Origin of the sequence: Eubacterium sp. AF22-8LB (assembly GCF_003458715.1) — a bacterium.
Taxonomy (GTDB): domain Bacteria; phylum Bacillota_I; class Bacilli_A; order Erysipelotrichales; family Erysipelotrichaceae; genus Holdemanella.
The window spans coordinates 1-23666 of the sequence record NZ_QRVI01000029.1 but is presented as its reverse complement, the minus strand read 5'-3'; the positions used below and the strand labels follow the sequence as shown (position 1 = coordinate 23666).

General features: G+C 33.9%; 22 protein-coding genes and 1 riboswitch. Of the genes, 20 read left to right on the top strand and 2 right to left on the bottom strand.

Annotated elements, in window-relative coordinates; all coding sequences use genetic code 11:
* The coding region (locus DWY01_RS11690) for a transposase family protein (protein WP_199519948.1) at nt 1–397 on the bottom strand (397 nt) is incomplete at its 3' end.
* Nucleotides 398–665: 268 nt separating this feature from the next.
* Here DWY01_RS11690 and pyrH point away from each other — a divergent pair.
* The 5 genes from pyrH to rseP are packed head-to-tail and all read left to right on the top strand — an operon-like array spanning nt 666 to nt 4515.
* Complete coding sequence (gene pyrH / locus DWY01_RS09890) at nt 666–1376, top strand: UMP kinase (RefSeq protein ID WP_117995963.1); 711 nt, start codon at nt 666–668, stop codon at nt 1374–1376.
* Nucleotides 1377–1387: 11 nt separating this feature from the next.
* Nucleotides 1388–1933 carry a ribosome recycling factor gene (frr, locus tag DWY01_RS09885; RefSeq protein ID WP_117995962.1) on the top strand — a complete coding sequence of 182 codons (546 nt, stop codon included), beginning with the start codon at nt 1388–1390 and terminating at the stop codon, nt 1931–1933.
* A gap of 40 nt (nt 1934–1973) precedes the next feature.
* The gene (locus DWY01_RS09880; RefSeq protein WP_117995961.1) at nt 1974–2666 is read left to right on the top strand and encodes an isoprenyl transferase; all 693 of its coding nucleotides are present in this window, start codon (nt 1974–1976) and stop codon (nt 2664–2666) included.
* The gene (locus tag DWY01_RS09875; RefSeq protein ID WP_117995960.1) at nt 2663–3430 is read left to right on the top strand and encodes a phosphatidate cytidylyltransferase; all 768 of its coding nucleotides are present in this window, start codon (nt 2663–2665) and stop codon (nt 3428–3430) included. Before DWY01_RS09880 ends, DWY01_RS09875 begins: the two co-directional genes overlap by 4 nt.
* Before the next feature lie 11 nt (nt 3431–3441).
* A complete protein-coding gene (gene rseP / locus DWY01_RS09870; RefSeq protein ID WP_117995959.1) occupies nt 3442–4515 on the top strand; it encodes an RIP metalloprotease RseP in 1074 nt (357 codons plus the stop codon).
* Nucleotides 4516–4564: 49 nt separating this feature from the next.
* Here the strand turns inward: rseP and DWY01_RS09865 are convergent, their stop codons facing one another.
* Entirely contained in the window at nt 4565–5221 is a 657-nt protein-coding gene (locus DWY01_RS09865) for a hemolysin III family protein (protein WP_117995958.1), read from the bottom strand.
* A gap of 108 nt (nt 5222–5329) precedes the next feature.
* Between DWY01_RS09865 and DWY01_RS09860 the strand changes: the two genes are divergently transcribed.
* The 15 genes from DWY01_RS09860 (at nt 5330) to DWY01_RS09790 (ending at nt 23400) form a co-directional block, all read left to right on the top strand.
* A complete protein-coding gene (locus tag DWY01_RS09860; protein ID WP_117995957.1) occupies nt 5330–8257 on the top strand; it encodes a chromosome segregation protein SMC in 2928 nt (975 codons plus the stop codon).
* The gene (ftsY, locus tag DWY01_RS09855) at nt 8257–9216 is read left to right on the top strand and encodes a signal recognition particle-docking protein FtsY (protein WP_117995956.1); all 960 of its coding nucleotides are present in this window, start codon (nt 8257–8259) and stop codon (nt 9214–9216) included. Before DWY01_RS09860 ends, ftsY begins: the two co-directional genes overlap by 1 nt.
* Nucleotides 9216–9509, top strand: a complete 294-nt coding sequence (locus DWY01_RS09850) for a sigma factor-like helix-turn-helix DNA-binding protein (protein WP_117995955.1) — start codon at nt 9216–9218, stop codon at nt 9507–9509. Before ftsY ends, DWY01_RS09850 begins: the two co-directional genes overlap by 1 nt.
* A 12-nt stretch (nt 9510–9521) precedes the next feature.
* Nucleotides 9522–10721: an acetate/propionate family kinase gene (locus tag DWY01_RS09845; protein WP_117995954.1), complete on the top strand. Its 1200-nt coding sequence runs from the start codon at nt 9522–9524 to the stop codon at nt 10719–10721.
* Nucleotides 10714–11646: a bifunctional oligoribonuclease/PAP phosphatase NrnA gene (locus tag DWY01_RS09840; RefSeq protein ID WP_117995953.1), complete on the top strand. Its 933-nt coding sequence runs from the start codon at nt 10714–10716 to the stop codon at nt 11644–11646. The genes DWY01_RS09845 and DWY01_RS09840 overlap by 8 nt, the downstream gene beginning before the upstream one ends.
* Before the next feature lie 56 nt (nt 11647–11702).
* Nucleotides 11703–14735, top strand: a complete 3033-nt coding sequence (locus DWY01_RS09835; RefSeq protein ID WP_117995952.1) for a DNA polymerase III subunit alpha — start codon at nt 11703–11705, stop codon at nt 14733–14735.
* 2 nt (nt 14736–14737) lie between these two features.
* Nucleotides 14738–15367, top strand: a complete 630-nt coding sequence (locus DWY01_RS09830; protein WP_117995951.1) for a lactate utilization protein — start codon at nt 14738–14740, stop codon at nt 15365–15367.
* Between the two features lie 124 nt (nt 15368–15491).
* Nucleotides 15492–15614: riboswitch (SAM-I-IV-variant riboswitch) on the top strand.
* 37 nt (nt 15615–15651) lie between these two features.
* Entirely contained in the window at nt 15652–16746 is a 1095-nt protein-coding gene (gene metK, locus DWY01_RS09825) for a methionine adenosyltransferase (protein WP_003865892.1), read from the top strand.
* 192 nt (nt 16747–16938) lie between these two features.
* Nucleotides 16939–17808: an NlpC/P60 family protein gene (locus DWY01_RS09820; protein WP_117995950.1), complete on the top strand. Its 870-nt coding sequence runs from the start codon at nt 16939–16941 to the stop codon at nt 17806–17808.
* A gap of 432 nt (nt 17809–18240) precedes the next feature.
* Nucleotides 18241–18780 carry a YcxB family protein gene (locus tag DWY01_RS09815; RefSeq protein ID WP_199519945.1) on the top strand — a complete coding sequence of 180 codons (540 nt, stop codon included), beginning with the start codon at nt 18241–18243 and terminating at the stop codon, nt 18778–18780.
* Between the two features lie 879 nt (nt 18781–19659).
* Nucleotides 19660–20106 carry an Rrf2 family transcriptional regulator gene (locus tag DWY01_RS09810; protein WP_117995965.1) on the top strand — a complete coding sequence of 149 codons (447 nt, stop codon included), beginning with the start codon at nt 19660–19662 and terminating at the stop codon, nt 20104–20106.
* Between the two features lie 226 nt (nt 20107–20332).
* A complete protein-coding gene (locus DWY01_RS09805) occupies nt 20333–21106 on the top strand; it encodes a nuclear transport factor 2 family protein (protein WP_117995964.1) in 774 nt (257 codons plus the stop codon).
* Between the two features lie 62 nt (nt 21107–21168).
* The gene (locus DWY01_RS09800) at nt 21169–21792 is read left to right on the top strand and encodes a 4Fe-4S binding protein (RefSeq protein WP_117995948.1); all 624 of its coding nucleotides are present in this window, start codon (nt 21169–21171) and stop codon (nt 21790–21792) included.
* Between the two features lie 5 nt (nt 21793–21797).
* Nucleotides 21798–22571 (top strand): protein-ADP-ribose hydrolase, encoded by a 774-nt coding sequence (locus DWY01_RS09795; protein ID WP_117995947.1) that lies wholly within the window; start codon nt 21798–21800, stop codon nt 22569–22571.
* Nucleotides 22522–23400, top strand: a complete 879-nt coding sequence (locus DWY01_RS09790) for a Sir2 silent information regulator family NAD-dependent deacetylase (RefSeq protein ID WP_117995946.1) — start codon at nt 22522–22524, stop codon at nt 23398–23400. The genes DWY01_RS09795 and DWY01_RS09790 overlap by 50 nt, the downstream gene beginning before the upstream one ends.
* Nucleotides 23401–23666: the final 266 nt, after the last annotated feature.

Genomic DNA, 23666 nt, shown 5'->3' with positions numbered 1-23666 from the left:
TTTCGGCAATAGCTGCAGTACTTTGATCCAGGTGTTTAAATTCATTTAGAATAAGAAATGGAGTGATGGTTGTAGAATGAGCATATCTATCCAAAAAAGGAAATGAATCATTCATATATAAATTACACTCATCACAATGCCACTTACGTTGTTTAACAATCATATAAAATTTAGTGGAATCCTGAAGAACGGGATGATTAAGCTTACGAGTATAGAAACCTTTAGAATGCATTCTTGAACCACATCTAGGACAATACATAGGTTCCAACTTCTTCTGGATGTGTATATATTTATTTTCATCAATCAATTCGACATCAGTAATAATAAAAGAGTCATCATCTTGAATATCAAGTACAGCTAATAGTTTTGAAATAGAAATATTTTCGTTATTGTTCATTTATATACCTCCTGGTTGAAGACAATGAACATAACGAAATAATTATAAACGGTTATATCAGACATAAAAAAAGAAAATGAATAAGGGATGAAATAATCACATTTCATAGACCCCTAGATTCATTTCTCTTTATTGTCCCCCAGATTGCCCCCTAAATTCGAGACCCCTAGAAAATTTGGATACCCCTTGGAAAATCCAAGGGTTTTTCTTTTTAAATGGCGCAAGATAGTGTATAATTGTTTTGATAATTCAATAAGGAGCAATATTTATGTATAAACGTGTTTTATTAAAATTAAGTGGAGAAGCTTTATCTAGTCCTGAAGCTGCTTTTGATCCCGAAATCTTAAGAAGATTGGCTAAAGAATTAAAAGAAGTACAAAAATTAGGAGTTGAACTTGCAATCGTTGTAGGTGGAGGAAACTTCATTCGCGGTAAAATGATGGCTGAAATGGGAATGAACCGTGCACAAGCAGACTATATGGGAATGTTAGGTACAGTAATTAATGCATTGGCTGTACAAAATGCATTAGAGCAGGAAGGTGTGCAAACACGTGTTCAGACAGCTGTTGAAATGCAAAAAGTTGCGGAACCATTTATTTTAAGACGTGCATTACGTCATTTAGAAAAGGGTAGAATTGTTATCTTTGGTGCTGGAACAGGTTCTCCATACTTCTCAACAGATACAACTGCTGCATTACGTGCTTCTGAAATTGATGCAGATGTAATTTTGATGGCTAAGAACGGTGTTGATGGAGTTTATGATTCGGATCCTAAGAAGAATCCAAATGCAAAAAAATATGATACACTAAATTATATGGATGTACTAAACAAAGGTTTACAGGTTATGGATTCTACAGCTATTAGTATGTGTATGGATAATGATATTGATTTAGTTGTATTCAATATGAATGAACCAGGTAACATTGTTAAGGCTGTTCGCCGTGAAGTAAATGGTACTACAATCACTAAAAAGAAATAAGGAGAAAAATCATGAGTGAAATTTTATTAAATGCAGAAGAAAAAATGATGGGGATTATTGATAATCTTGAATCAAATCTTCGTCAAATTCGTACAGGTCGTGCTAGCGGACAAATGTTAGAACGTGTACAAGTTGAATATTACGGGGCAATGACACCAATCAATCAGATGGCTCAAATCTCAGTTGTAGAAGGAACACAACTAGTTATTAAGCCTTATGATCGTTCTATTATTAAAGATATTGCACATGCAATTCAAGCAGCTAATTTAGGATTGAATCCTCAAGCAGAAGCAGATGTCATTCGTATTCAAGTTCCTCAATTAACAGAAGATCGTCGTAAAGAATTAGCAAAAGATGCACAAAAATATGGTGAAGAAGCTAAAATTGCTGTTCGTAATGTACGTCGTGATGCAAATGATGCAATTAAAAAAGACAAAGAACTTCCTGAAGATGAACAAAAACAAACTTTAGAAGAATCACAAAAATTAACAGATAAATATATTAAAGAAATTGATTCAATTTGTGAAGCAAAGAAAAAAGAAATATTAAATGTCTAAGTCCAAACTCATTTGGACTTTTTTAAAAAGGAGGTTTTTTATGGCACCAAAAACAGTAGCTATCATCATGGATGGGAATGGTCGCTGGGCAAAAAAAAGAGGTTTACCAAGAACAGCTGGTCATAAAAAAGGTGCGGATACAATTCGTACTGTAGCTTTAGCTGCTCAGGACATGGGAATTCAAAAATTGATTTTATACGCATTCTCGACAGAGAATTGGAAACGTCCAGAAGATGAGGTTTCATATTTATGTAAATTACCTGGTTTGTTTTTTAATAAATTTATTAATGAATTAATGGAAAAAAACATTCGCGTAACATTTGCGGGAGAATTAGAACGTTTTCCAGATGCAACACAAGAAGTTATCAACAAAGCAGTAAATCAAACAAAGAATAATACAGGATTGGAATTATGTATAGCTATTAATTATGGTTCTCGAAGAGAAATGCTTTTGGGTATGAAACAATATGCAGATGAAGTGGCTTCGGGTAAACGTGAAAATGATTTGACAGAAGAAGAATTTTCAAAATATTTGTTTGTACCAGAAGATATTGATTTAATGATTCGTACTAGCGGTGAGCTTCGTATCTCAAACTACTTGCTATGGCAGCTTGCTTATGCAGAGTTGATATTTACACCAGTTGCATGGCCTGACTTTGATGAAAAAGCATTAAAAGATTGTTTAGATGAATTCGCATCTAGAGATCGAAGATTCGGAGGCTTAACATCATGAAACAAAGAATAATTACCGCAATTGGAATTATTCTTGTAGTAGCACTTCCTGTTGCGCTTGGAGGATATTGGCTAGAAGCATTAGCTTTATTTATTGTATGCTCAGGAGCCTATGAATGGATGCATATTCAACCAGGCTTTAAGAAATGGCCAAAATATATTTTGCCTTTAAGTGCCTTGGCAGTTATTTTAACGCGCTACTTACCTGAGGAATATTTTCTTGTTGTTATGACATTGATTGTTGTATTTTTGTGGAGTTTGGTTGTTTTTGTAGAAGAATTCTCAATTATAGATGCTTTTACATGCATTTCCTATGTCGTGATTTTTTCGCTTGTATATCATGCGGTAGGACAGATTTCAGGACAACATCAGTATTTATGGACCATAGTATTTGCAACATATGGAAGTGATACAGGTGCATACTTCGTAGGACGTGCTATTGGCAAACATAAAATGAATCCAAGAATCTCTCCTAAGAAAAGCTGGGAAGGCTTTGTTGGAGGAATTGTGTTTGGATTTATTTTGAGCTTTGTAGTGAGCTTTGGCTATGCATCCAATTTGAACATAGTTTTAAATACATTATTATGTTTAATATGCCCAATTACTGCTGAATTAGGTGATTTGTGCTTTAGTGCTATAAAAAGACACTTTGAGGTCAAAGATTTCTCAAATCTATTACCAGGACATGGTGGTGTATTAGATCGTGTCGATTCGCTTTTACTAAATATCATGATATTTAGCGTATTGTATACGATTGTTCTCTAAGGAGGATTTTGATGGATTTTATTATTGGTATAATCGCCTTTGTAGTCATGCTAAGTGTTATTGTTATTTTACATGAATTAGGACACTTTTTAGTAGCACGACACTTTGGTGTCTATTGTAAGGAGTTTTCGATTGGGATGGGTCCTTGCCTCTATCAAAAGAAAGGCAAAGAAACTGACTTTTCAATCCGTGCAATACCATTTGGTGGGTATGTTATGATGGCTGGTGAAGAAGATGGCTCGCAAAGTGATGAGGATAGCTGGCTTAAGGATATTCCCAATGAAAGACGCTTAAATGGTATCGCAAAATGGAAACAAGTTTGTGTTATGATTGCAGGTATTGTGATGAATGTGCTATTGGCATGGATTATCTATATGGGTGTAGCTTTGGCTCAAGGATATGTGGTTGAAGACGCAAAACCAATTGTTTATGTTGTACAGGAAGATTCAGTAGCACAAAAGGCTGGACTTGAAAAAGATGATCACATTATTAAAGTCGAAAGTAAAGATGGAAAAAGTATTAAACCTAAAACGCAATACGAGATTTTGGAGTTTATCCAATACCACCATGATACTTTAACTTTAACAGTGAAGCGAAATGACATAACTTTTAAAACGACATTAAAACCATCTTATGATAAGGAAATGGAAGGCTATACGATTGGTTATAAGGCCATTGCATACGCAAAGAAAATTCCTTGGTATCAATCTTTATGGGTTGGATGTCAAAATACGTGGGAAAGTGCAACAATGATTTTTCAGTCCTTAAATATGATTATTCATGGACAAGGATTAGAAAATTTATCAGGACCTGTTGGAATTTTAAATGTAACAAGTAAGTCAGTCCAATATGGATTGGATACATATTTTAGCTTATTTGCGATGATATCGTTAAATATCGGTATTTTTAATGCTCTTCCTATACCAGCATTAGATGGAGGAAGAATCCTTATTTTATTGATTGAGAAAATAATTGGGCGTAAGGTCTCTACAAAAGTTGTAGAAAACATCATTATGGCAAGCTTTGTATTATTGATGTTGTTATTTCTATATGCAACTTATAATGATATTGTTCGTTTATTTTAAAAAAGAAACCTATATTTTGGATTTTACCAAGATATAGGTTTTTGTTTTGTTACATGAAATATAGAATTGCGATCATATGACAAATACTTGCAAGTATAATAAAGATATGCCATACAAAATGGAAGAATTTTTTTTGTGGTTTAGAATAGAAAAAAGTTCCTATTGTGTACATCACACCACCTAAGGCAATCAATATAATAAATATGGGTTTAGTTTCACGAATCAATGTAGGTAAAATAAAGATAGCTAACCATCCCATAATCATATAGATTGTCATTGAAAGTTTAGGATAGCTTTTGGTGGCAATAGACTTTAATAAAATTCCAGCAATGACCATAACCCATTCGATAGCTAAAATTACATATCCTTTCCAATTATTCATTAGCTGCAAACAAATAGGGGTATAGGTACCAGCAATAGCCAACAGGATCATAATGTGATCGAGTTTTCTAAATACATATTTGTGTGTTGTTTCATGCGGCATGCTGTGGTAAAGACATGAGCCACAAAACATGAAGAGCAGACATATTAGAAATACGGCTGTTCCTAACGTTTCTATAGCTCCACCTCGTAAATAGGCACGGACACTGTAGTAAGGTAATGAGAATAGAATAAGAATTCCCATAACGCCATGCGTAATACAATTCCCAACTTCTTCACCAAAACAAAGCGGATAAACATATCGCATACTATCTTTCTTGTTCATACACACACTATAACATAATAATCAATAATACACAAACTAGAAATAAAAACTAGATATATTTTATGTGATTTTTTTGATACAATAGTTTAGTTAGAGTGGAGGGTCTTGATGTTTTTAAAACGTATTGAATTACAAGGCTTTAAAAGCTTTGCGGACAAAACAGTGATTCAATTTGATCAAGATATTACAGGCATTGTAGGACCAAATGGATGCGGTAAAAGTAACGTAAATGATGCGATTCGTTGGGTACTAGGGGAACAAAGTGTAAAATCACTTCGTTCGGGTTCAAATATGTCAGATATTATCTTCTCCGGAAGTGAATATAGAAAACCTGTCAATATGGCACGAGTCACATTAGTGTTTGATAATTCAGGACGAGTATTTGATTCGGATTTTGATGAAATTGAAATCACAAGACAAATATTACGTGCTAATAATGAAGCAAGTTATTTTATTAATAAAACACCTTGTCGATTAAAAGATATTAATGATTTAGTCATGGATACAGGATTAGGAAAAGATTCCTTAAGTATTATCACACAGGGAAATATTTCTTCATTTGCGGATGCTAAGCCTGAAGAAAGGCGTTCCTTGTTTGAAGAAGCAGCAGGGGTCGCAAAATACAAAAAGAGAAAAAAGGTATCATTGTCTAAACTAGAGCAAACAAAGGAAAACCTGGATCGCTTGCAGGATATTCTAGATGAGCTTGAAAGACAAATTGGGCCTTTGGAAAAACAGGCAAAAAAAGCTGAAAAGTATATTGCCTTAAGAGAAAAGCTATCGAAAATTGAAATTAGTGTATTAGTCGAGGATATTGATCAGTACAATGAAAAAATCAATCAAATCAATAAAGAATTGTTTGATATACAGGCAATGCACACTTCTGAAAATGCTGAGCTTTTAAAACAGGAAAATCGTCTAGAAAGTATACGAAAAGAGATGTATGCTCTTGATAAACAGATCAATGAGCTGCAAGGGAAATATACAAAAGCGATGGAAGAAAACTACCAACTGGAACGACGTAAAATTGAACAAGATGAAAAGCGTAAATACATGTTAAAGGTAGCAGATAAAAAAGAACGCCAAAAAGAATTGCAGGCAATGCTAGAGGAAGCACGATTCGAATCGCAGGATCGTCATGAACGTTTAATGCAGACACAACAGGATTTGAATAATCGTCGAAATATTGTGAATGATTTAAAAACGAAAATTTCCAAAGCTCGTTATGAATCGGATCAGGCAAATAATATTTTGACACAGCTACAAAATCGTAGACAAGTATTGGAAAATATGATGAAACAGCCATTTGCACATCAACAAGGCGTTCGTTCGATTATGCAGGCAAAAAATTCTTTATCAGGTGTTTATGGGGTTGTCAGTGAATTATTGATTGCTCACGCGGATAAAGCTTTAGCTGTTAATGCCGCACTAGGCGGAAGTATCTATCAAATCATCACAAAGAATGAAGCAGATGCTCGAAATGCGATTTCATTTTTAAAACGTAATCGAAGCGGTCGTGCAACATTTTTACCACTAAGTGTGTGTCATCCAAGAAAAATGAATGAACAAGTTATAACCATTGCATCTACAAGTCCAGGCTTTTTGGGCTTTGCGAGTGAATGCGTTGATTGTGAAGCTATCTTTGATCCGGTAAAAGAACGTTTATTAGGCAATGTCTTAGTTGTAGACACTTTACAGAATGCGAATGAAGCAGCTAAACGATTACGATATGCATATAAAATTGTTACACTAGATGGGGATATCGTACATACGGGTGGATCTATGACAGGTGGTGTTACAAAGAACCAGAGTACCCCTGTGACAATGCGTCAAGAATTAGATACCATCAATTCCAAAATTGAAGGTCAAAAAATTAAGACTGAAAATTGTATCAATGAAACAGATATATTAGCTGGTAAGCTTCAAAAAGAGAACGATGCGATTGTAACGTTGCAGATTGAATTGGCTAAATTGGAAAATATTTACGCTACAAAGAAGGCTAAGTATGATTCAATTTTAGCTGAATACCAAGAATTGGGTATAGATATCGAAGAAAATAAAGAATTAGCCCAAGATGATCTAGTTGTACAAATGTCTAAAATGCATGCAGTGTTAGATTCATTGTCTTTGGAAATTCAAAGCTTGCGCCAATCTCGTTTTGATAAAGGAAATGAAGCAGAGCAACTTGAAAATCAAATTCGTCTTGTTCGAAGAGAAATGAATTCTAAACAAAGTCAGATTCATAATTATGAAATGGAAATTGTGAAGATTAAAACACAATTAGAAAATGCATTAAATCGTTTAAATACAGATTATGAAATGACATATGAGTATGCGTTAACAAAAAAAGAAGATGTTGAAATTGACAGCGCAAAAGAAGAAGTAATTCAATTGCGACAAGCAATATCCCGTTTAGGGAATGTAAACTTAGATGCACCAAATGAATATAAAGAAGTAAAAGAACGTTTTGATTTTATGACAAGCCAAAAAGAAGATCTAGAAAAGGCGAGTCAACAAATCTTGGCTGCGATTGATGAGATGGATAAAACAATGGTCAGTCAATTTACGGATATGTTTAATAAAATCAATGCTGAATTGGATGGTGTCTTTAAATCCATGTTTGGTGGTGGGCGTGCAAGCCTTTCAATGGTGGATCCAGACGATGTATTAAATACGGGAATCGATATTGATGTGCAGCCTCCAGGAAAAATGGTAAAGAATATCCAAACCTTCTCTGGTGGAGAAAAGGCTTTGATTGCGATCAGTGTATTATTTGCGATTCTAAAGGCTCGTACGATGCCATTATGTATTTTTGATGAGGTTGAGGCAGCCTTAGATCAGGCTAACGTTGAAAGATTCGCAAGATATCTATCTCATTATCGTGGACAATCTCAATTTATAGCCGTTACACACAGACCAGGAACTATGGAGCAGTGTGATACGTTATATGGGGTTACGATGCAAAAAGATGGTGTAAGTAAAGTATTAAAAGTGCAACTAAAGGATGCAGTACATATAGCTAAGGAGGAAGCGTAATGTCTATCTTTTCAAAAATTAAAGAAGCTTTTGTGAAAAGCGAAGATAAAGATAAATATTTATCTGGACTTGATCGATCTAAAAAAAGCTTTGGCGATCGTATGCGTGCTTTATCCAATAATTTTCACGGAATTGATGATGATTTATTAGAACAAATCATGGTTATTCTGCTTGAAAGTGATGTGGGAATTCATACAGCCCAAAAAATCGTAGATGCGTTTGAATCAAATGGAAAACATGTGAAAGAATATGATTCTATGTTAGATTATTTGATTTCAATTCTTTATGATTTTTATGATGAAGCAAATGACGAACCGATTAAAATGAATGAAGAAGGTCCAACTGTTATTTTAATGGTAGGGGTTAATGGTAGTGGTAAAACGACTACAAGTGCAAAATTGATTCAATATTATAAAGAACAAGGAAAGAAAGTAGCTGTAGCCGCTGCTGATACTTTCCGTGCTGGAGCTATCGATCAAATCGATACTTGGGCAACACGCTTAGGAGTTCATTGTGTAAAAGGAAAAATGAATCAAGATCCAAGTTCTGTGTTAGTGGATGCTTGTCGTTATGCCAAAGAAAACGATGTGGATATTTTAATTTGTGATACAGCAGGTCGTCTACAAAATAAAACAAATTTGATGAATGAATTAAGTAAGATGCACCGTGTTGTACAAAGAGAAATTGAAGGGGCACCACAAGAAGTCTGGCTAGTTTTAGATGCGACGACAGGACAAAATGGTATTTCGCAGGCTAAGGTGTTCCTAGAAGCTACTGATGTAACGGGTATTGTCTTAACGAAGATGGATGGTACGGCAAAAGGTGGAGTTGTGCTAGCAATTCGTGATTTATTACACTTGCCAGTTCGTTTCTTAGGATTGGGTGAAAAGCCAGCGGATTTAAGACCATTTGACATCAATGCCTTCTTGATGGGAATCACAAAGGGTATGGAAGAATAATGATTTCAAAGTTAGATGCGAACGATTTATTAGATGTATATGGTGGATTATTGACACAACGTCAAAGAGAGATATTAGGCCTTTACTACGAGGAAGATTTCTCTTATACTGAAATAAGTGAGGAACTAGAGATTTCTCGTGCAGCAGCGATGGATTCCGTTCATCGTGCTACGAAATTACTGGAAAAATATGAAGCAGCGATAGGGTATGTCGCTAAGAAAAAATTATTAGATTCATGGATTTTACAACATGAAGATGTTGAACAAATCGAAATATTAAAAGAAATTTTTTAGGAGGATCAAAAAATGTCGATTGTTATGAGTGTTAATGCAGGAAGTTCATCTTTGAAATTCCAAGTTTTCAAAATGCCAGAAGAAGAAGTTCTAGCACAAGGAAATGTTGAACGTATTGGTTTGAACGATTCTATTTTTGGAATGAAAGCCAATGGAGAAAAGATCGAAGAAATCTTAGATATTAAGGATCATGCAGTAGCTGTAAAAAAATTAATGGAAGCTTTGATTGAACACAAAGTTGTTGAAAGCTTAGAAGATATCAAAGCAATTGGTCACCGTGTTGTTCATGGTGGAGAATACTTCTCTCATTCAGTACCTGTAGATGCTGAGGTTGAAGCTAAAGTAGAAGAATTATGTGCATTAGCTCCACTACACAACCCAGCTGCATTAGTTGGATACCGTTCATTTAGAGATGCTTTGCCAGAATGTAAACACACATTCGTATTTGATACAGCATTCCACCAAAGTATGCCAGAAGAAAACTACATTTTCCCATTACCATATGAATATTACACAAACGATAAAGTACGTCGTTATGGTGCTCACGGAACTAGCCATGAATATTTGACAAAACGTTTGGCTGAGCTTCAAGGAAAAACACAAGAAGAAATGAATATCATCACTTGTCACTTAGGAAATGGTGCAAGTATTACAGCTGTTAAAAATGGTAAATCTTATAAAACATCAATGGGATTCACACCTCTTGGAGGAATTATGATGGGAACTCGTTGTGGAGATATTGATCCTGCTATCGTACCATTCTTAGAAAATAAATATGGATATACACCAGATGAAATGGATACAATCATGAACAAAAAATCTGGTATGTTAGGTGTAAGTGGAATCTCTAGTGATGGACGTGATATTGAAGCTGCTATCAAAGAAGGAAATCCACGTGCAATCTTAACACAAAATGTATATGTAAACCGTATTGTTGAAGTTGTATCAGGATACTTCGGATTAATGGGTGGTGCTGATGCAATCGTATTTGCCGGAGGAATCGGTGAAAATGACTGTGCAATGCGTCAAAGAATTTGTGATGGATTATCCGCATTTGGTGTTGTAGTAAAACCAGAAGACAATGATGGAGTTCGTGGTGTTGAAAAATTATTGAGTGCTCCTGAATCAAAAATGCAAGTTTGGTTATTACCTACAAATGAAGAATTAGTCATTGCACGTGATGCCTATAAGGATTTGATGGCAAATGCCTAACAATATTTTAGAGAGTGTAAAAAATTTTAATACGATTACCATTTTTAGACATGTTTTCGCGGATATGGATGCGATTGGTTCACAATTTGGATTAAAGTACTATTTAGAAAGTGCTTATCCAGATAAAAAAATCTATTGTCTAGGAAGTGATTGTCCAGTTTCACAAAGAAATAATGTGCATATGGATGTAATTGATGATGAGGTTGTAGCTTCAAGCTTAGCTATTGTTTTAGATACATCAAATGCAGCACGTATCGATGATGAAAGGTATCAATTAGCTAAAAAGTCAATTCGTATTGATCATCATGTACAAGTAGAAACGATTTGTGATGAAGAATGGATCGATGATAAGGCAAGTGCCACATGTGAATTGTTAGCGTTGTATTTTCAAGAAAAAAAAGTTGATATTCCAGTTGAAAGTGCTTTAATGCTTTATTTAGGCTTAACCGCAGACAATATTCGCTTCACGACAAACAATGTGCGCCCAGCAACATTTGATGCAGCCAAGTATTTATTTGAACAAGGTGTCGATGTTACGAAGGTTGAACAACTAAATTTTTCAAAATCAATGAATGATTATAAGTATGAAACGGTTGTCCGTAATCATACCATTCTAAAAAATAAGTTCTTTTATTCCATTTTAGAATGTGAAGATTATGAAAATTTAGGCTTAAGCTTTACAGATGCTAAAGATAAAGTCTATTGTTTAGCTGGTATTGAAAGTGTTGAAATGTGGGCATTATTTACACGAATGGAAGATCGTGAACATTACAGTGCTTCATTACGCTCAAGAAATATTCCTATACGAGATGTAGCTATGCAATTTGGTGGCGGTGGTCATGAGTGTGCAAGTGGTATCAAAAATTTGTCTCGTGAACAAGTCGAAGAAGTTATTGAAATTTTATCAAAACGAGAGGTAGCTTAATAAGCAGCTATCTCTTTTTCTTATGGTATAATATCTAAAAAGAAAGGTGGGATACTATGGTTCATTTGCATATGCGAAGTTCATATTCTTTGCTTGAATCTCCAATTCGGTTAGAAAATATGATTCTTCATCAAAAACAACTTGGATTCAATCATGTATGCTTAACGGATCATAATGTTATGTATGGAACGATGGAGTTTTATCAATTGTGTAAAAAACATAATATGCATCCCATTATCGGGCTAGAAGTCGACTCCGTCTATAAAGAGGAACCATTTCATTTTATTCTACTTGCCAAGAATGATCGTGGTTTACAAAATTTATATCGCTTAACATCGATTATAAAGGAAAGTATAGCTTTTGAAGAAGTTGTAAACTATGCAACAGATTGTGTTGTATTAACATCAAGTGATGGTAAAGATATGTTCAGTGCATATATTGAACATCAAGATTTAGAAAAATTAAACGCATTTGTTGAACTATGTAAAAATTCTTTTTCAGACTTCTATGTTTCTGTGTCAATGAATGATTCAGGTAAAAAAAGAGTCGATAATAAAATTCTAAAACAACTTGATTGTAAACGCGTGGCTATATCCCGAATTCTATATGAGAATAGTGAGGATGTGAAAACTCTACAAGTATTAAGAGCGATTGCCAAACAATCCAATATTGAAAATCAAGGATTGGATGTACAATTTCAACGATATTTAAGAAGTCCGCAGGAAATGGAAGCGTTGTATGATGAAAGTGATTTATTGGCTACGGAAGAAATCGCTGGAATGTGTAATGTACAAATGGCATTTCAAAAATCTAAGCTTCCTGTATTTAAAAATAAACTTCATATTGATTCAAGAGACTACTTGATTAAACTTTGTAAGAAGGGATTGGAAAAACGTTTAAATGGAAATCGAAATGCTACTTATATGAATCGTTTAGAATATGAATTAAGCGTTATTGTAAGTATGGGATTTACAGATTATTTTCTGATTGTATGGGATTTTATTCGATACGCTAGAAGTCAAGATATCTTTGTAGGTCCAGGACGTGGAAGTGCAGCTGGTTCTTTAGTTGCTTATTGTTTAGGTATTACGCATATTGATCCAATCCAAAACAATTTATTGTTTGAAAGATTTCTAAACCCATCACGTATATCTATGCCGGATATTGATACCGATTTTCCCGATGATCGAAGAGACGAAGTAATTCAATATGTGCGTGATTTGTATGGACATGACCATGTCAGTCATATTGTTACTTTTAATACGTTACAAGCTAAACAAGCCATTCGTGATGTAGGGCGTGTTATGAATATTCCAGCTCGAATTGTTGATGAGTTATCTAAAATGTTAAAAAATACACCGAAAATAACTTTATTGCAGGCATATAATGAAAATCCTGTTTTTAGAAAACGAATTGAATCGGATAAAAGATTAACGGATTTATTCCAAATGTGTATAAAGGTGGAAGGTTTACCACGTCATACCTCTTTACATGCTGCAGGCATTGTTCTTTCAGATCAGCCTATTGTGAATGTTTGTCCACTTGTTAGCGTAGATGGAAGCATTCAGGCAACACAGTTTACAGCAGAATATCTAGAAGATCTTGGCTTGATTAAAATGGATTTTTTAGGTATTCGTAATTTAACGACGATTTACGAAATTGTGACTAATTTAAAAACACAAAAACACATTTCTTTGGATATGATGAAAATCAATTTAAAGGATGCGAAAACATATCAATTGTTAGCAATGGGAAATACATTGGGAGTTTTCCAATTAGAGTCTTCAGGCATTACAGCTTTACTTCAAAAGATACAGCCAAATAAATTCGAAGATATAAGTGTTGTATTAGCTTTATATCGTCCAGGCGCTATGCAGCATATTGATACGTATATTGAAAGAAAAAAAGATCCTGCAAAGGTAGTATATCCACATCCTTTGTTAGAGCCTGTTTTAAAAGAAACCTATGGAATTATGATCTATCAGGAACAAGTAATGCAGACGGCACAAGTCATTGGTGGATTTAGCCTTGCACAGGCGGATACACTTCGTAAGGCGATGTCAAAGAAGAAATTAGATGTTATGCAGAACTTAAAAGAACAGTTTATTTTAGGGGCTCGAAAGAAACGAATCCAGGATTCTGTTTCTAAAGAAATTTTTTCTATTATGGAGCAGTTTGCAGGCTACGGATTCAATAAATCACATAGCTATGCTTATAGTTTAGTAGCCTATCAAATGGCTTACTTAAAGGCAAATTATCCATTGTACTTCTATCAGAGTCTATTGAATAGTGTTATAGGATCTGGCATAAAAACATCGCAATATATATATGAATGTAAACGAAGAAATATTGCTGTGAATGGCTGTGACATCAATTTATCGAAGGAGTATTATGAAATTGAAAATAATTCAATTCGTATGCCTTTACAAGTATTAAAAGGGGTAGGAAAGACAATTTATCCTACTATTTTAGAACATGCCCCTTATACAGATCTCTTTGATTTTCTCGCAAAGGCAAGCATGTATAAGATTAATGAATCTACAATACGTATTTTAATTGATGGTGGCGCACTTGATTGCTTTGGTTATAATCGAGCAACATTGAATGAAAATTTAAGAAAGCTTTTAGATTATGTAAATATTGTACGAATTGAAGATCCAAATGATTTAAGATTTGACTTCAGTATTGTTTCTCGTCCGGGAATTCAAAGAATGAAAGAGAATCCACTTCAGAAAGCGCAAAAAGAACAATATGTGTATGGTTTTTATGTCAGTGAACATCCCGTACAATCATTACGCATTCATAAGTATCCTAATTGTATACCATTATTAAATGCGGTTAACCAAGATGGATTTATGAATATTTTGGTTCGCGTGGCTTCGTTTAGAACTCATAAGACAAAAAAAGGGGACTGGATGTGTTTTATGAGTGTAGAGGACGAGGCTGGTAAAATGGATGCCGTTATTATGCCGCGTTTATATGCGCAACAAAAAGAAAATATTCAAAAAGATCGGATTTGTTTGATCCAAGGGAAAAAAGATCGACCAACATCGATTGTTGTGAATAAGATAGAATGGATAGAGGTGTAAAAATGATCACAAAACGCAATGATTTATTATCTCAAAAAGTTATTCAAGGCTTAAAAAATAGACATATGAACGGTTATTATGTTCACACGAAACAGGAAGCCTTTGATTTAGTATTTGAACTTATGAAATCAGATTCAAGTGTTGGCTGGGGAGGCTCAGATACAATCAATTCATTAGGTATCAAGGAAGAACTATATAAAAGAGATTTCAAAGTGATTGATCGTGATAAGGTAAAGGATGCGGATGAAAAGTACAATATTGAAAGAGAAACTTTTTATGCAGACTACTATTTAATGAGCACAAATGCAATCACAGAAGATGGTATTTTAGTAAATATGGATGGACATTGTAATCGTGTTGCTTGTCTATGCTTTGGTCCTAAACAAGTCATTATGGTGGTAGGAATGAATAAAGTGACAAAGGATATTGATAGTGCTATTTCTAGATTGAGAAATGTAGCAGCTCCAATTAATAACCAACGCTTTGGTGGAAACAGACCTTGTCAAGTAACAGGTAGCTGTGCAAATTGTTTAGCGCAAGGCTGTATATGCGATCAATTGGTCATCACAAGAAACAGCATGGACCCAGATCGTATTCATGTCATATTAGTAGATGAAGTACTTGGATATTAATAAGAATGGCTAGAGATGTTTAGCCATTTTTTTTTACTTAGAAGTACATATTTTAATATATGTATAATAAACATAATGAATTCCTTGCATTATTTGTTGTTTCATGTTTTAATCTTTATGCGTAAAAAATTATCCAGAGTTGAAGTAGAGAGTTAGCTCGTTGACTTCACGCCAACCTGACAATATGTTAAGGTGGTCCTGCTAACAACGATAAGAAGTATAGAAATCTGTAACATACTTCTTAAAGTATGTTTTTTTTATGGATAAGAGGAAAAGGAGACAAAATGAAAGATTATATTTTTACAAGTGAAAGTGTTACTGAAGGTCATCCAGATAAAATCTGTGACCAAATTGCCGATGCAATCGTAGATGCTGCATTAGCACAAGATCCATATTCAAATATGGCTGTTGAATGTACTATTAAAGATGATTTTGTATTAATTTACGGTGAATGTAATACAAAGGCTGAATTGGACTATGAAACAATCGCATTGAATGAAATCAAACGTATTGGATATACAGAAGAATATCATGTACATACAGTTGTTAACCAACAAAGCCCTGAAATCCACAATGCGGTAAACCGTGACGAAGTATGTGCAGGTGACCAGGGTATTATGTTCGGATATGCATGTGATGAAAATGATGAGTATATGCCACTAACAATCTATTATGCACACCTTTTAGCTCGTCAATTGACAAAAGTAAGAAGACAACACCCGGATTTATTAAAACCAGATGGAAAAACACAGGTATCTGTTGAATATGAAAATGATGAAATTAAACGTATTGATACAATCGTTGTTTCAACTCAACATTCAAAAGATATTACACAAGAAGAAATTAAAGAATTGATTATGAATGAAGTCATCAAACCTTGTATTGATGAAAAGTATTTAGATGAAAACACTAAATATTTCATCAACCCATCTGGAAGCTTCGTTGTAGGTGGATCATGGGGAGATTCTGGAACGACAGGACGTAAAATCGTATGTGATACATATGGTGGACGTGGACGTATTGGAGGAGGATGCTTCTCTAGTAAAGATCCAACTAAGGTAGACCGTAGTGCTGCTTACTATTCTCGTTATGTAGCTAAAAACATTGTTGCGAATGGATTAGCTCGTCGTTGTGAAGTCGAAGTTGCGTACGCAATTGGTAAAGCACAACCTGTATCATTATGTGTAGATACTTTTGGAACTGGTAAATTTGATGATGAAAAACTATTAGAAATCGTTAAGAAAAACTTCAATTTCGAAGTTGGAAATATCATTTCAGAATTGGATTTAAGAAAGCCAGTTTACCACAAGACGTCATGTTATGGACACTTTGGTGATCCTCAATTTACTTGGGAAAAGGTTAAAAAATTAGAATATTAATCGTCAAGAACTACAAATTTTGTAGTTCTTTTTTCAATTAAAAAGTACAAATAAATGGGACAGACTTGTTAATAATGACAAATTAAAACAAATTAATATGTTAAATTGTGGGAAATACGGGTATTCTTTTGACACTTTAGCGTAAATAGTGTAGGCTCTTTAATTGTGTGAAGCACGAGGAGGCCCATAACTATGAAAAAATTAGTCCAAGCAGTCGCAAGTTTAATTATTGCTACATCTAGCTTTGCAGGTGTAACAACTATTTCAGCAAAAGAAAACACACAAGCTTATAAAGTTGAATATCAAGATGCAGATTCAATTCAGTCTGTATTTTCAAAAGAATTGCATAAAAAATATGCGAATGTTAAATTCAAAAAGAAAACAAAAAATGTATCTGTATATGAATCAAAAAATTTTAAAGTTACAGTTACAGATTTAGATATTGATCAAGTTGGTAAACAAACTATTTCAATTGAAGGACAAAATAAAAAAACATATGCAAAGAAAAATGCAAAAGTAAATGTTAAAGTTCAAGATACAACAGCTCCTGTAATCACTTGTGAAGATTCTATCACAATTGCTCAAAATGAGAAATTTGATATCAACAACTATGTTTCATTAAATGAAGAAGGTACTGTTGAATTAAATAAAACAGTGGATACAAGTAATGTTGGATCCATTACAACAACAATTCAAGCGAAAGATAAAGCTGGAAATGTTAGTAAAAAGGACGTTACAATCAATGTAGAAAAAGATTTCTATCAAAGAATTGCAGATGCAGCATTAGCACAGGTTGGTGTGAATCAAGATTGTACAATGTTAGTAACCAATTCATTAGCTGCTGTAGGAATCAATTTCCACGGAGCACCTACAGCTTATTTAAGCTTAGGTGAATTAACAAACAATCCAGTTCCAGGTGATATTTGTGTATACCAAGGACATGTTGCCATTTATATCGGAAATGGACAAGCGGTACATGGAGGATGGAACGGTTGTCAAACCACTGTATATTCAGTTCAATGCGCAAACCCATTAATTGGATATGTTCATGTAAGTCGATAAAGCGAGATATTTTGTCTGAAAAGTAACTGAAAAAAATTTTAGGTGGTTTTGTACAAAAAATGAACAAAACCCCCATGTAAACTTAATTTCAAAAAATGGAGAATTTTGGAAAAAATGAACAAAACCCCCATGATAACTTAAGTTTAAAATTCGGGCAAAAATTGTTAAAATGAACAAAACCCACAAAAAAAGTATGAGTTCAAGAAGAATTCATACTCTTTTTTTGCTTACAATAGGATAGGAGTTTCATGCATTCTCAGACCGCTGCAGTATGTACAGGAAGTCATTCCACGGTTATGCTTTTCTACTCATATATTCACGCTGAGCAAATATTTACGACTAAATCTGTAACAATATTTTATACTGTGGCTCTATGTTTTTCTGCTTTTGATGTATACTATAATTAGTTTGATGGAAAGAGAGATGATTATAATGATCAAAACTAAATTGAATTTAGGTCCAGATGAATTTAAAGTGATAAGAGAAATCAGTTTTGCTCGCCCAAGCATTAAAAAGAATAGAAAGATATTACAAATAGTTTGTGTTATTGGAGCATTTATTATGGGGATTGATACGCTAACATCCTTTTTAGATCATTCGATAGGAAATGCACTAATTTCACTAGCTTGTTTAATAGCTTTTATTTGGTGTGCAAAAGTAGGTCTATATTATGAACAGGATTTAATTTTTAAAATAATTCAAAATAAATCCCTAGATAATTTAAAAAATGGAACAATTGAGTATATATTTGATTCAGATGGAGTTACAACAATATCTGAACTTGAGTATGTTACAAGTAAATATAAATGGGACGCATTTCAATGGTGGTGTGTGTTTAAAAATTATATTTATTTACAAACCTCTACTAAAAAAATAGTATTGGTGAAAAAAAGCAATTTAACTCCAGAAGATTATGAGAGCTTAATTTCACTTTTGAGCACTCATGTTCAGCAAAAAGAAATATGCCATTAATTTTGGATATGGAAAGTTTCTATTAAAGAACTCTTGATAAGCAGTGTACGAAAGTCATTTGAAACGATGAATAAAGGGCATCTGACTATTTAGTGATTTTGTTGTTTCATAGATAAAATAGAAGTATGATTTCAAGCTTAGACATACTTCTTTTACTTTTAAACTAGAGAAGTCTAAAGGTTTCTAGTGATGAGAGCTCAAGAAAAGTTTATACCTGCTTGGAGCGTGGCTGAATATAGGTTATCGCAATCTTTTAATTGGTAATGAATATCAAACGGTATTCTGTATTGCAAAGAATATGTTAAAAAAGCGTCTTTTATATACGGCAATCTTGTACGGCAATCTTGCGTGCTAAAAAACAGCTTATTTGAATCAGAAGACTTTGCTGGGACTATAGATATTTCTTTGCTTGAATTTCTTCACTTTGTACAAAACTCTTAGCACAAGAGGTTTTCCGCGCAAACAAAACGCCTGTATCTTTCCTCTATTCTAGCGTGTACAAAACACGACTATAAACCAATTATACTCTTAAATGTTTTGTCTAAAGGAAAGAATCGTGAACAAAACTCCTCACATACGATGAACATAGGCTCTACGCTGCTCCGAACATATTGTTTATTTCTTTTTACTTTCCTCATCTTTTTTCTTGTTTTAAAAAAACTATATTGAAATGTGAATTATGCCTATAAATAGTGTGCGTTAAAGATTTTAGAAGAAAAAACAGAATGATTTATGCAAAGATATTAGCTTGATATAAAAGGAAAATACTGAAATATTGGATTTAACATATCGTACAATAAAGCATAGATGTAACTGTTGACATTACAATAAACCCACCTTATAATTAGACTAAATCCGATAGGAAAGCGAGGAATGTTTATGCAGATTTCAAGCCGTTTTACAATCGCAGTTCATATATTTGCCTGTATAAATACTTTTGAAAATGATTTTAAAATAACAAGTGATTTTTTAGCGTCAAGTGTGAATGTCAATTCTGTAATCATTCGTAAAATATTATCGCAATTAAAATCAGCAGGTTTGGTAACCGTTCAGCGTGGTAGTGGTGGAGCAACAATTGCAAAAAAACTTGATGATATTAGTTTTCTTGACATATACCGTGCTGTAGATTGCGTTGAAAAAGGAGAATTGTTCCACTTTCATGAAAATCCAAATAGCAACTGTCCTGTTGGAAGAAACATTCACAATGTTCTAGATAGTAAACTAGAACAAGTACAAAGCGCTTTGGAAAATGAATTAAAAAAGATTACATTAGCTGATGTAATGAAAGATACGCAATACTATATCGCAAAAGAAAATAAGAAGTAATTTTTGACACTCTATATAAAATAGGCTATTCGTAAATGATTGCCCTTGTATATAGGGCGTTTTTTTATGCAGAAAAAAATTTTATAAAAATTTAGATGTAACCGTTGACGTTACAACGGAATGGGGTTATACTTTAGATGTAACCAATAAGGTTACAACAAAGGAGATCAATATTATGTCACTATTTTCAAAACTGTTCAACAAAAATTTAAAGGAGGAAACAAACATGACACAAATTGAAAAAGCATTAGAACTTATTAACACATTCGCAACAGGAGATACTAAAAAGGCTGAGGCACTTTTAGCTAAGGGATATATTCAGCATAACCTTTCCTATGGTACAGGTCGTGAAGCTTTTGTGGGAAGTGTTGCTTATCTTGCATCGGCTCCAGTAAAAACAACGGTAAAAAATATTCGTGCATTTGAAGATGGAGATAAAGTATTTCTTCATACAGTTTACAACTTCGCAGGAGCAGGCGAACAGGTTGCATTTGATATTTTCCGCTTTGATAGCGAAGGAAAAATTGCAGAACACTGGGATAATCTTGCAACAAAAGCTGAGCCAAATCCGTCTGGGCGTACACAGATTGACAATGTATCTGAAGTGACAGATTTAGATAAAACAGAAGAAAATCGTCAGATTGTCAAAGATTTCTTATATGATGTAATGCAAGGAAATAATGCTCAAAAAACACCAGAATACTTTGATGGTGATGTTTATATTCAACATAACACAGGTATTGCCGATGGTTTATCTGGACTTGGTGCAGCTTTAGAAGCTTTGGCAAAAGCAAATATTCAGATGATTTATACAACGGTTCATCAAGTATTGGCACAAGGAAATTATGTATTGGCTGTTAGTGAGGGAACATTTGGTGGTGCACCTACAAGCTACTATGATTTATGGCGAGTAGAAAACGGTAAGATTGCAGAACATTGGGACGTAATGGAAACAATCGCAGACAAATCCACTTGGAAAAATACAAACGGTAAATTTTAAGGAACACCAAAAGCAGAGTTAATAAAATAGCTCTGCTTATTCAATACATGGAGGCTAGAGTAATGAACACAAACACTTATTTAGATTTTTTAACAAATCAAATACATACGGTTATCATCGCAACAACAGACAATTTGCAAAATCCTTCGACATGTGCGATTGATATTATGGATTTTGATGAACAAGGTTTATATTTTCTAACAGCAAAAGGAAAAAGTTTTTATGAGCGATTAAAACAGAATGACACAATATCTTTGACAGGTCTACAGGGTAATACTACTCTTTCTAGCCAATCCGTCACGATACATGGAAAGGTAAAAGAAATAGGCTCATTTCGTTTATCAGCACTTTTTCAAAAAAATCCATATATGTATGATATGTATCCGACAAAAGAAAGTCGTATGGCTTTAACTGTTTTTCAAATATATCAAGGAAACGGAGAATTTTTTGATTTAAGTGTGCAACCGATTTTCAGAGAACGATTTTCTTTTGGAAGTTGCGAATCTAAAGGAGCAGGACTGTTCTACATCAATGATGACTGTAACAATTGCAAGAAGTGCATTTCTGTCTGTCCTCAAAAATGTATTGTCTATAAAAATAATAAAACGACTATTTTACAAAAACATTGTCTGCATTGCGGAAATTGCTACAATATTTGTCCTGTAAAAGCCGTTGAAAAGGAGTAATCACTATGACACAGGAAGAAAGATTGGATTATCTGATACACTATCTGTTAAGCGAAGATAAGCAATATCAAGATTTATCTGTTCCGAATAATGAAACAGATAAAAAAAGATTGTTACGATCGTTAATGAATGTTCGTCCACCGAAAAAAATTTCACAAGACTTTTTAAAGATACAGGATTTATATTTACAAGAAGAACTCAAAAAAAAGAGCATTACATCAATTGAAGACCTTATTCCTAAAAATCCGCAAATATATGTATGGAAAGGCGATATTACAAGTCTGAAAGTTGATGCCATTGTTAATGCCGCAAATAGTGCATTGCTAGGCTGTTTTGTCCCTTGTCATGGCTGTATTGACAATGCGATACATTCTTATGCAGGTATTCAGCTACGCTTGGAATGTCAGAATATCATGGAAAGACAGGGCACGCCAGAACTGATAGGAAAGGCTAAAATCACAAAAGGTTATAATCTTCCAGCAAAGTATGTATTGCATACGGTAGGACCGATTATACGAGAAAAATTAATGGAAAAAGATTGTGCATTGCTCGCGTCATGTTATCGCTCATGTCTAGAGTTAGCCAACGCACATCAATTAAAGTCAATAGCTTTTTGTTGCATATCAACAGGCGAATTTCATTTTCCGAATGACTTTGCTGGAGAAATTGCAGTTCATACGGTTAAAAATTATTTAGAGGAAACAAATTCAAAAATCGAGGTGGTATTTAATGTTTTTAAAGAAGAAGATTATCAAATCTACAAGCAATTATTGGGATAACATTTGCAATCTAAAAAAGGCAATCGAAAATGCGGATGCAATTATGATCGGTGCTGGAGCTGGTCTGTCTACCTCTGCCGGCTTAGAGTATAGTGGAAAGAGATTTTTTGATCATTTTTCTGACTTTGCTGATAAATATGGTTTGCAGGATATGTATTCAGCTGGTTTTTATCCTTTTGAAACATTAGAGGAATATTGGGCATATTGGAGCAGGCACATTATGTTAAACCGCTACTTAGCAGATATTGGTAAGCCTTATGCAGATTTATTATCTTTAGTCAAAGATAAAGATTATTTTATTCTGACAACGAATGTAGACCATTGTTTTCAAAGAGCAGGCTTTGACAAGCAACGCCTGTTTTATACGCAAGGGGATTATGGACTTTGGCAATGTTCTAAAGCCTGTCATCAGAAAACATATGATAATGAAAAACAAGTTACGGAAATGGTCATTCAGCAAGAGAATATGAAGATTCCAAGCTACTTAGTTCCTTATTGTCCTTATTGCGGAGCACCTATGACAATGAATTTGCGAATTGACGGCACATTTGTACAAGATGAAGGTTGGTATTATGCGTCAAATAGATATAACGATTTTTTAAAACGACATGAAAATTTAAAAGTCCTTTACTTAGAATTAGGCGTGGGAGGTAACACACCTGTTATAATTAAATATCCATTTTGGAATATGACTTCAAAAAATAGAAATGCTGTGTATGCCTGTATCAATTATCAAGAGGCGTTTTGTCCGCCTCAAATCGAAAAACAGTCAATTTGTATTCAAGCAGATATTGCAAAAGTTCTTCGAGATTTGCAGGCTGACAAATGAAAAGGCATTGATAGTGAATGATTTTACAACGATTTGTACAATATTTGTGAGTGAAAATATGTCAAGTTGTGGTAGGGTGGCAAAATGACGAAATACAGAAAATCTTGAAAACTGGGGATATATCAGCAATTTGAAAACTTATGTGAAAATATTCAAAAAGTTTGTCTGTTTTTAGTGAAAAAAAAGAAGGCAAACTTAATTGCCTTCCTCAGACTGTTGACAAAGTGACTGTCGACAGTCTTTTTAAAATCTGATAGAATATCTGT

Excerpts from the sequence above, each read along its gene's own strand:
- pyrH (WP_117995963.1), top strand. The coding sequence starts at position 666 with ATGTATAAACGTGTTTTATTAAAATTAAGTGGAGAAGCTTTATCTAGT.
- frr (WP_117995962.1), top strand. The coding sequence starts at position 1,388 with ATGAGTGAAATTTTATTAAATGCAGAAGAAAAAATGATGGGGATTATT.
- DWY01_RS09880 (WP_117995961.1), top strand. The coding sequence starts at position 1,974 with ATGGCACCAAAAACAGTAGCTATCATCATGGATGGGAATGGTCGCTGG.
- DWY01_RS09875 (WP_117995960.1), top strand. The coding sequence starts at position 2,663 with ATGAAACAAAGAATAATTACCGCAATTGGAATTATTCTTGTAGTAGCA.
- rseP (WP_117995959.1), top strand. The coding sequence starts at position 3,442 with ATGGATTTTATTATTGGTATAATCGCCTTTGTAGTCATGCTAAGTGTT.
- DWY01_RS09865 (WP_117995958.1), bottom strand. The coding sequence starts at position 5,221 with ATGAACAAGAAAGATAGTATGCGATATGTTTATCCGCTTTGTTTTGGT.
- DWY01_RS09860 (WP_117995957.1), top strand. The coding sequence starts at position 5,330 with ATGTTTTTAAAACGTATTGAATTACAAGGCTTTAAAAGCTTTGCGGAC.
- ftsY (WP_117995956.1), top strand. The coding sequence starts at position 8,257 with ATGTCTATCTTTTCAAAAATTAAAGAAGCTTTTGTGAAAAGCGAAGAT.
- DWY01_RS09850 (WP_117995955.1), top strand. The coding sequence starts at position 9,216 with ATGATTTCAAAGTTAGATGCGAACGATTTATTAGATGTATATGGTGGA.
- DWY01_RS09845 (WP_117995954.1), top strand. The coding sequence starts at position 9,522 with ATGTCGATTGTTATGAGTGTTAATGCAGGAAGTTCATCTTTGAAATTC.
- DWY01_RS09840 (WP_117995953.1), top strand. The coding sequence starts at position 10,714 with ATGCCTAACAATATTTTAGAGAGTGTAAAAAATTTTAATACGATTACC.
- DWY01_RS09835 (WP_117995952.1), top strand. The coding sequence starts at position 11,703 with ATGGTTCATTTGCATATGCGAAGTTCATATTCTTTGCTTGAATCTCCA.
- DWY01_RS09830 (WP_117995951.1), top strand. The coding sequence starts at position 14,738 with ATGATCACAAAACGCAATGATTTATTATCTCAAAAAGTTATTCAAGGC.
- metK (WP_003865892.1), top strand. The coding sequence starts at position 15,652 with ATGAAAGATTATATTTTTACAAGTGAAAGTGTTACTGAAGGTCATCCA.
- DWY01_RS09820 (WP_117995950.1), top strand. The coding sequence starts at position 16,939 with ATGAAAAAATTAGTCCAAGCAGTCGCAAGTTTAATTATTGCTACATCT.
- DWY01_RS09815 (WP_199519945.1), top strand. The coding sequence starts at position 18,241 with ATGATCAAAACTAAATTGAATTTAGGTCCAGATGAATTTAAAGTGATA.
- DWY01_RS09810 (WP_117995965.1), top strand. The coding sequence starts at position 19,660 with ATGCAGATTTCAAGCCGTTTTACAATCGCAGTTCATATATTTGCCTGT.
- DWY01_RS09805 (WP_117995964.1), top strand. The coding sequence starts at position 20,333 with ATGACACAAATTGAAAAAGCATTAGAACTTATTAACACATTCGCAACA.
- DWY01_RS09800 (WP_117995948.1), top strand. The coding sequence starts at position 21,169 with ATGAACACAAACACTTATTTAGATTTTTTAACAAATCAAATACATACG.
- DWY01_RS09795 (WP_117995947.1), top strand. The coding sequence starts at position 21,798 with ATGACACAGGAAGAAAGATTGGATTATCTGATACACTATCTGTTAAGC.
- DWY01_RS09790 (WP_117995946.1), top strand. The coding sequence starts at position 22,522 with ATGTTTTTAAAGAAGAAGATTATCAAATCTACAAGCAATTATTGGGAT.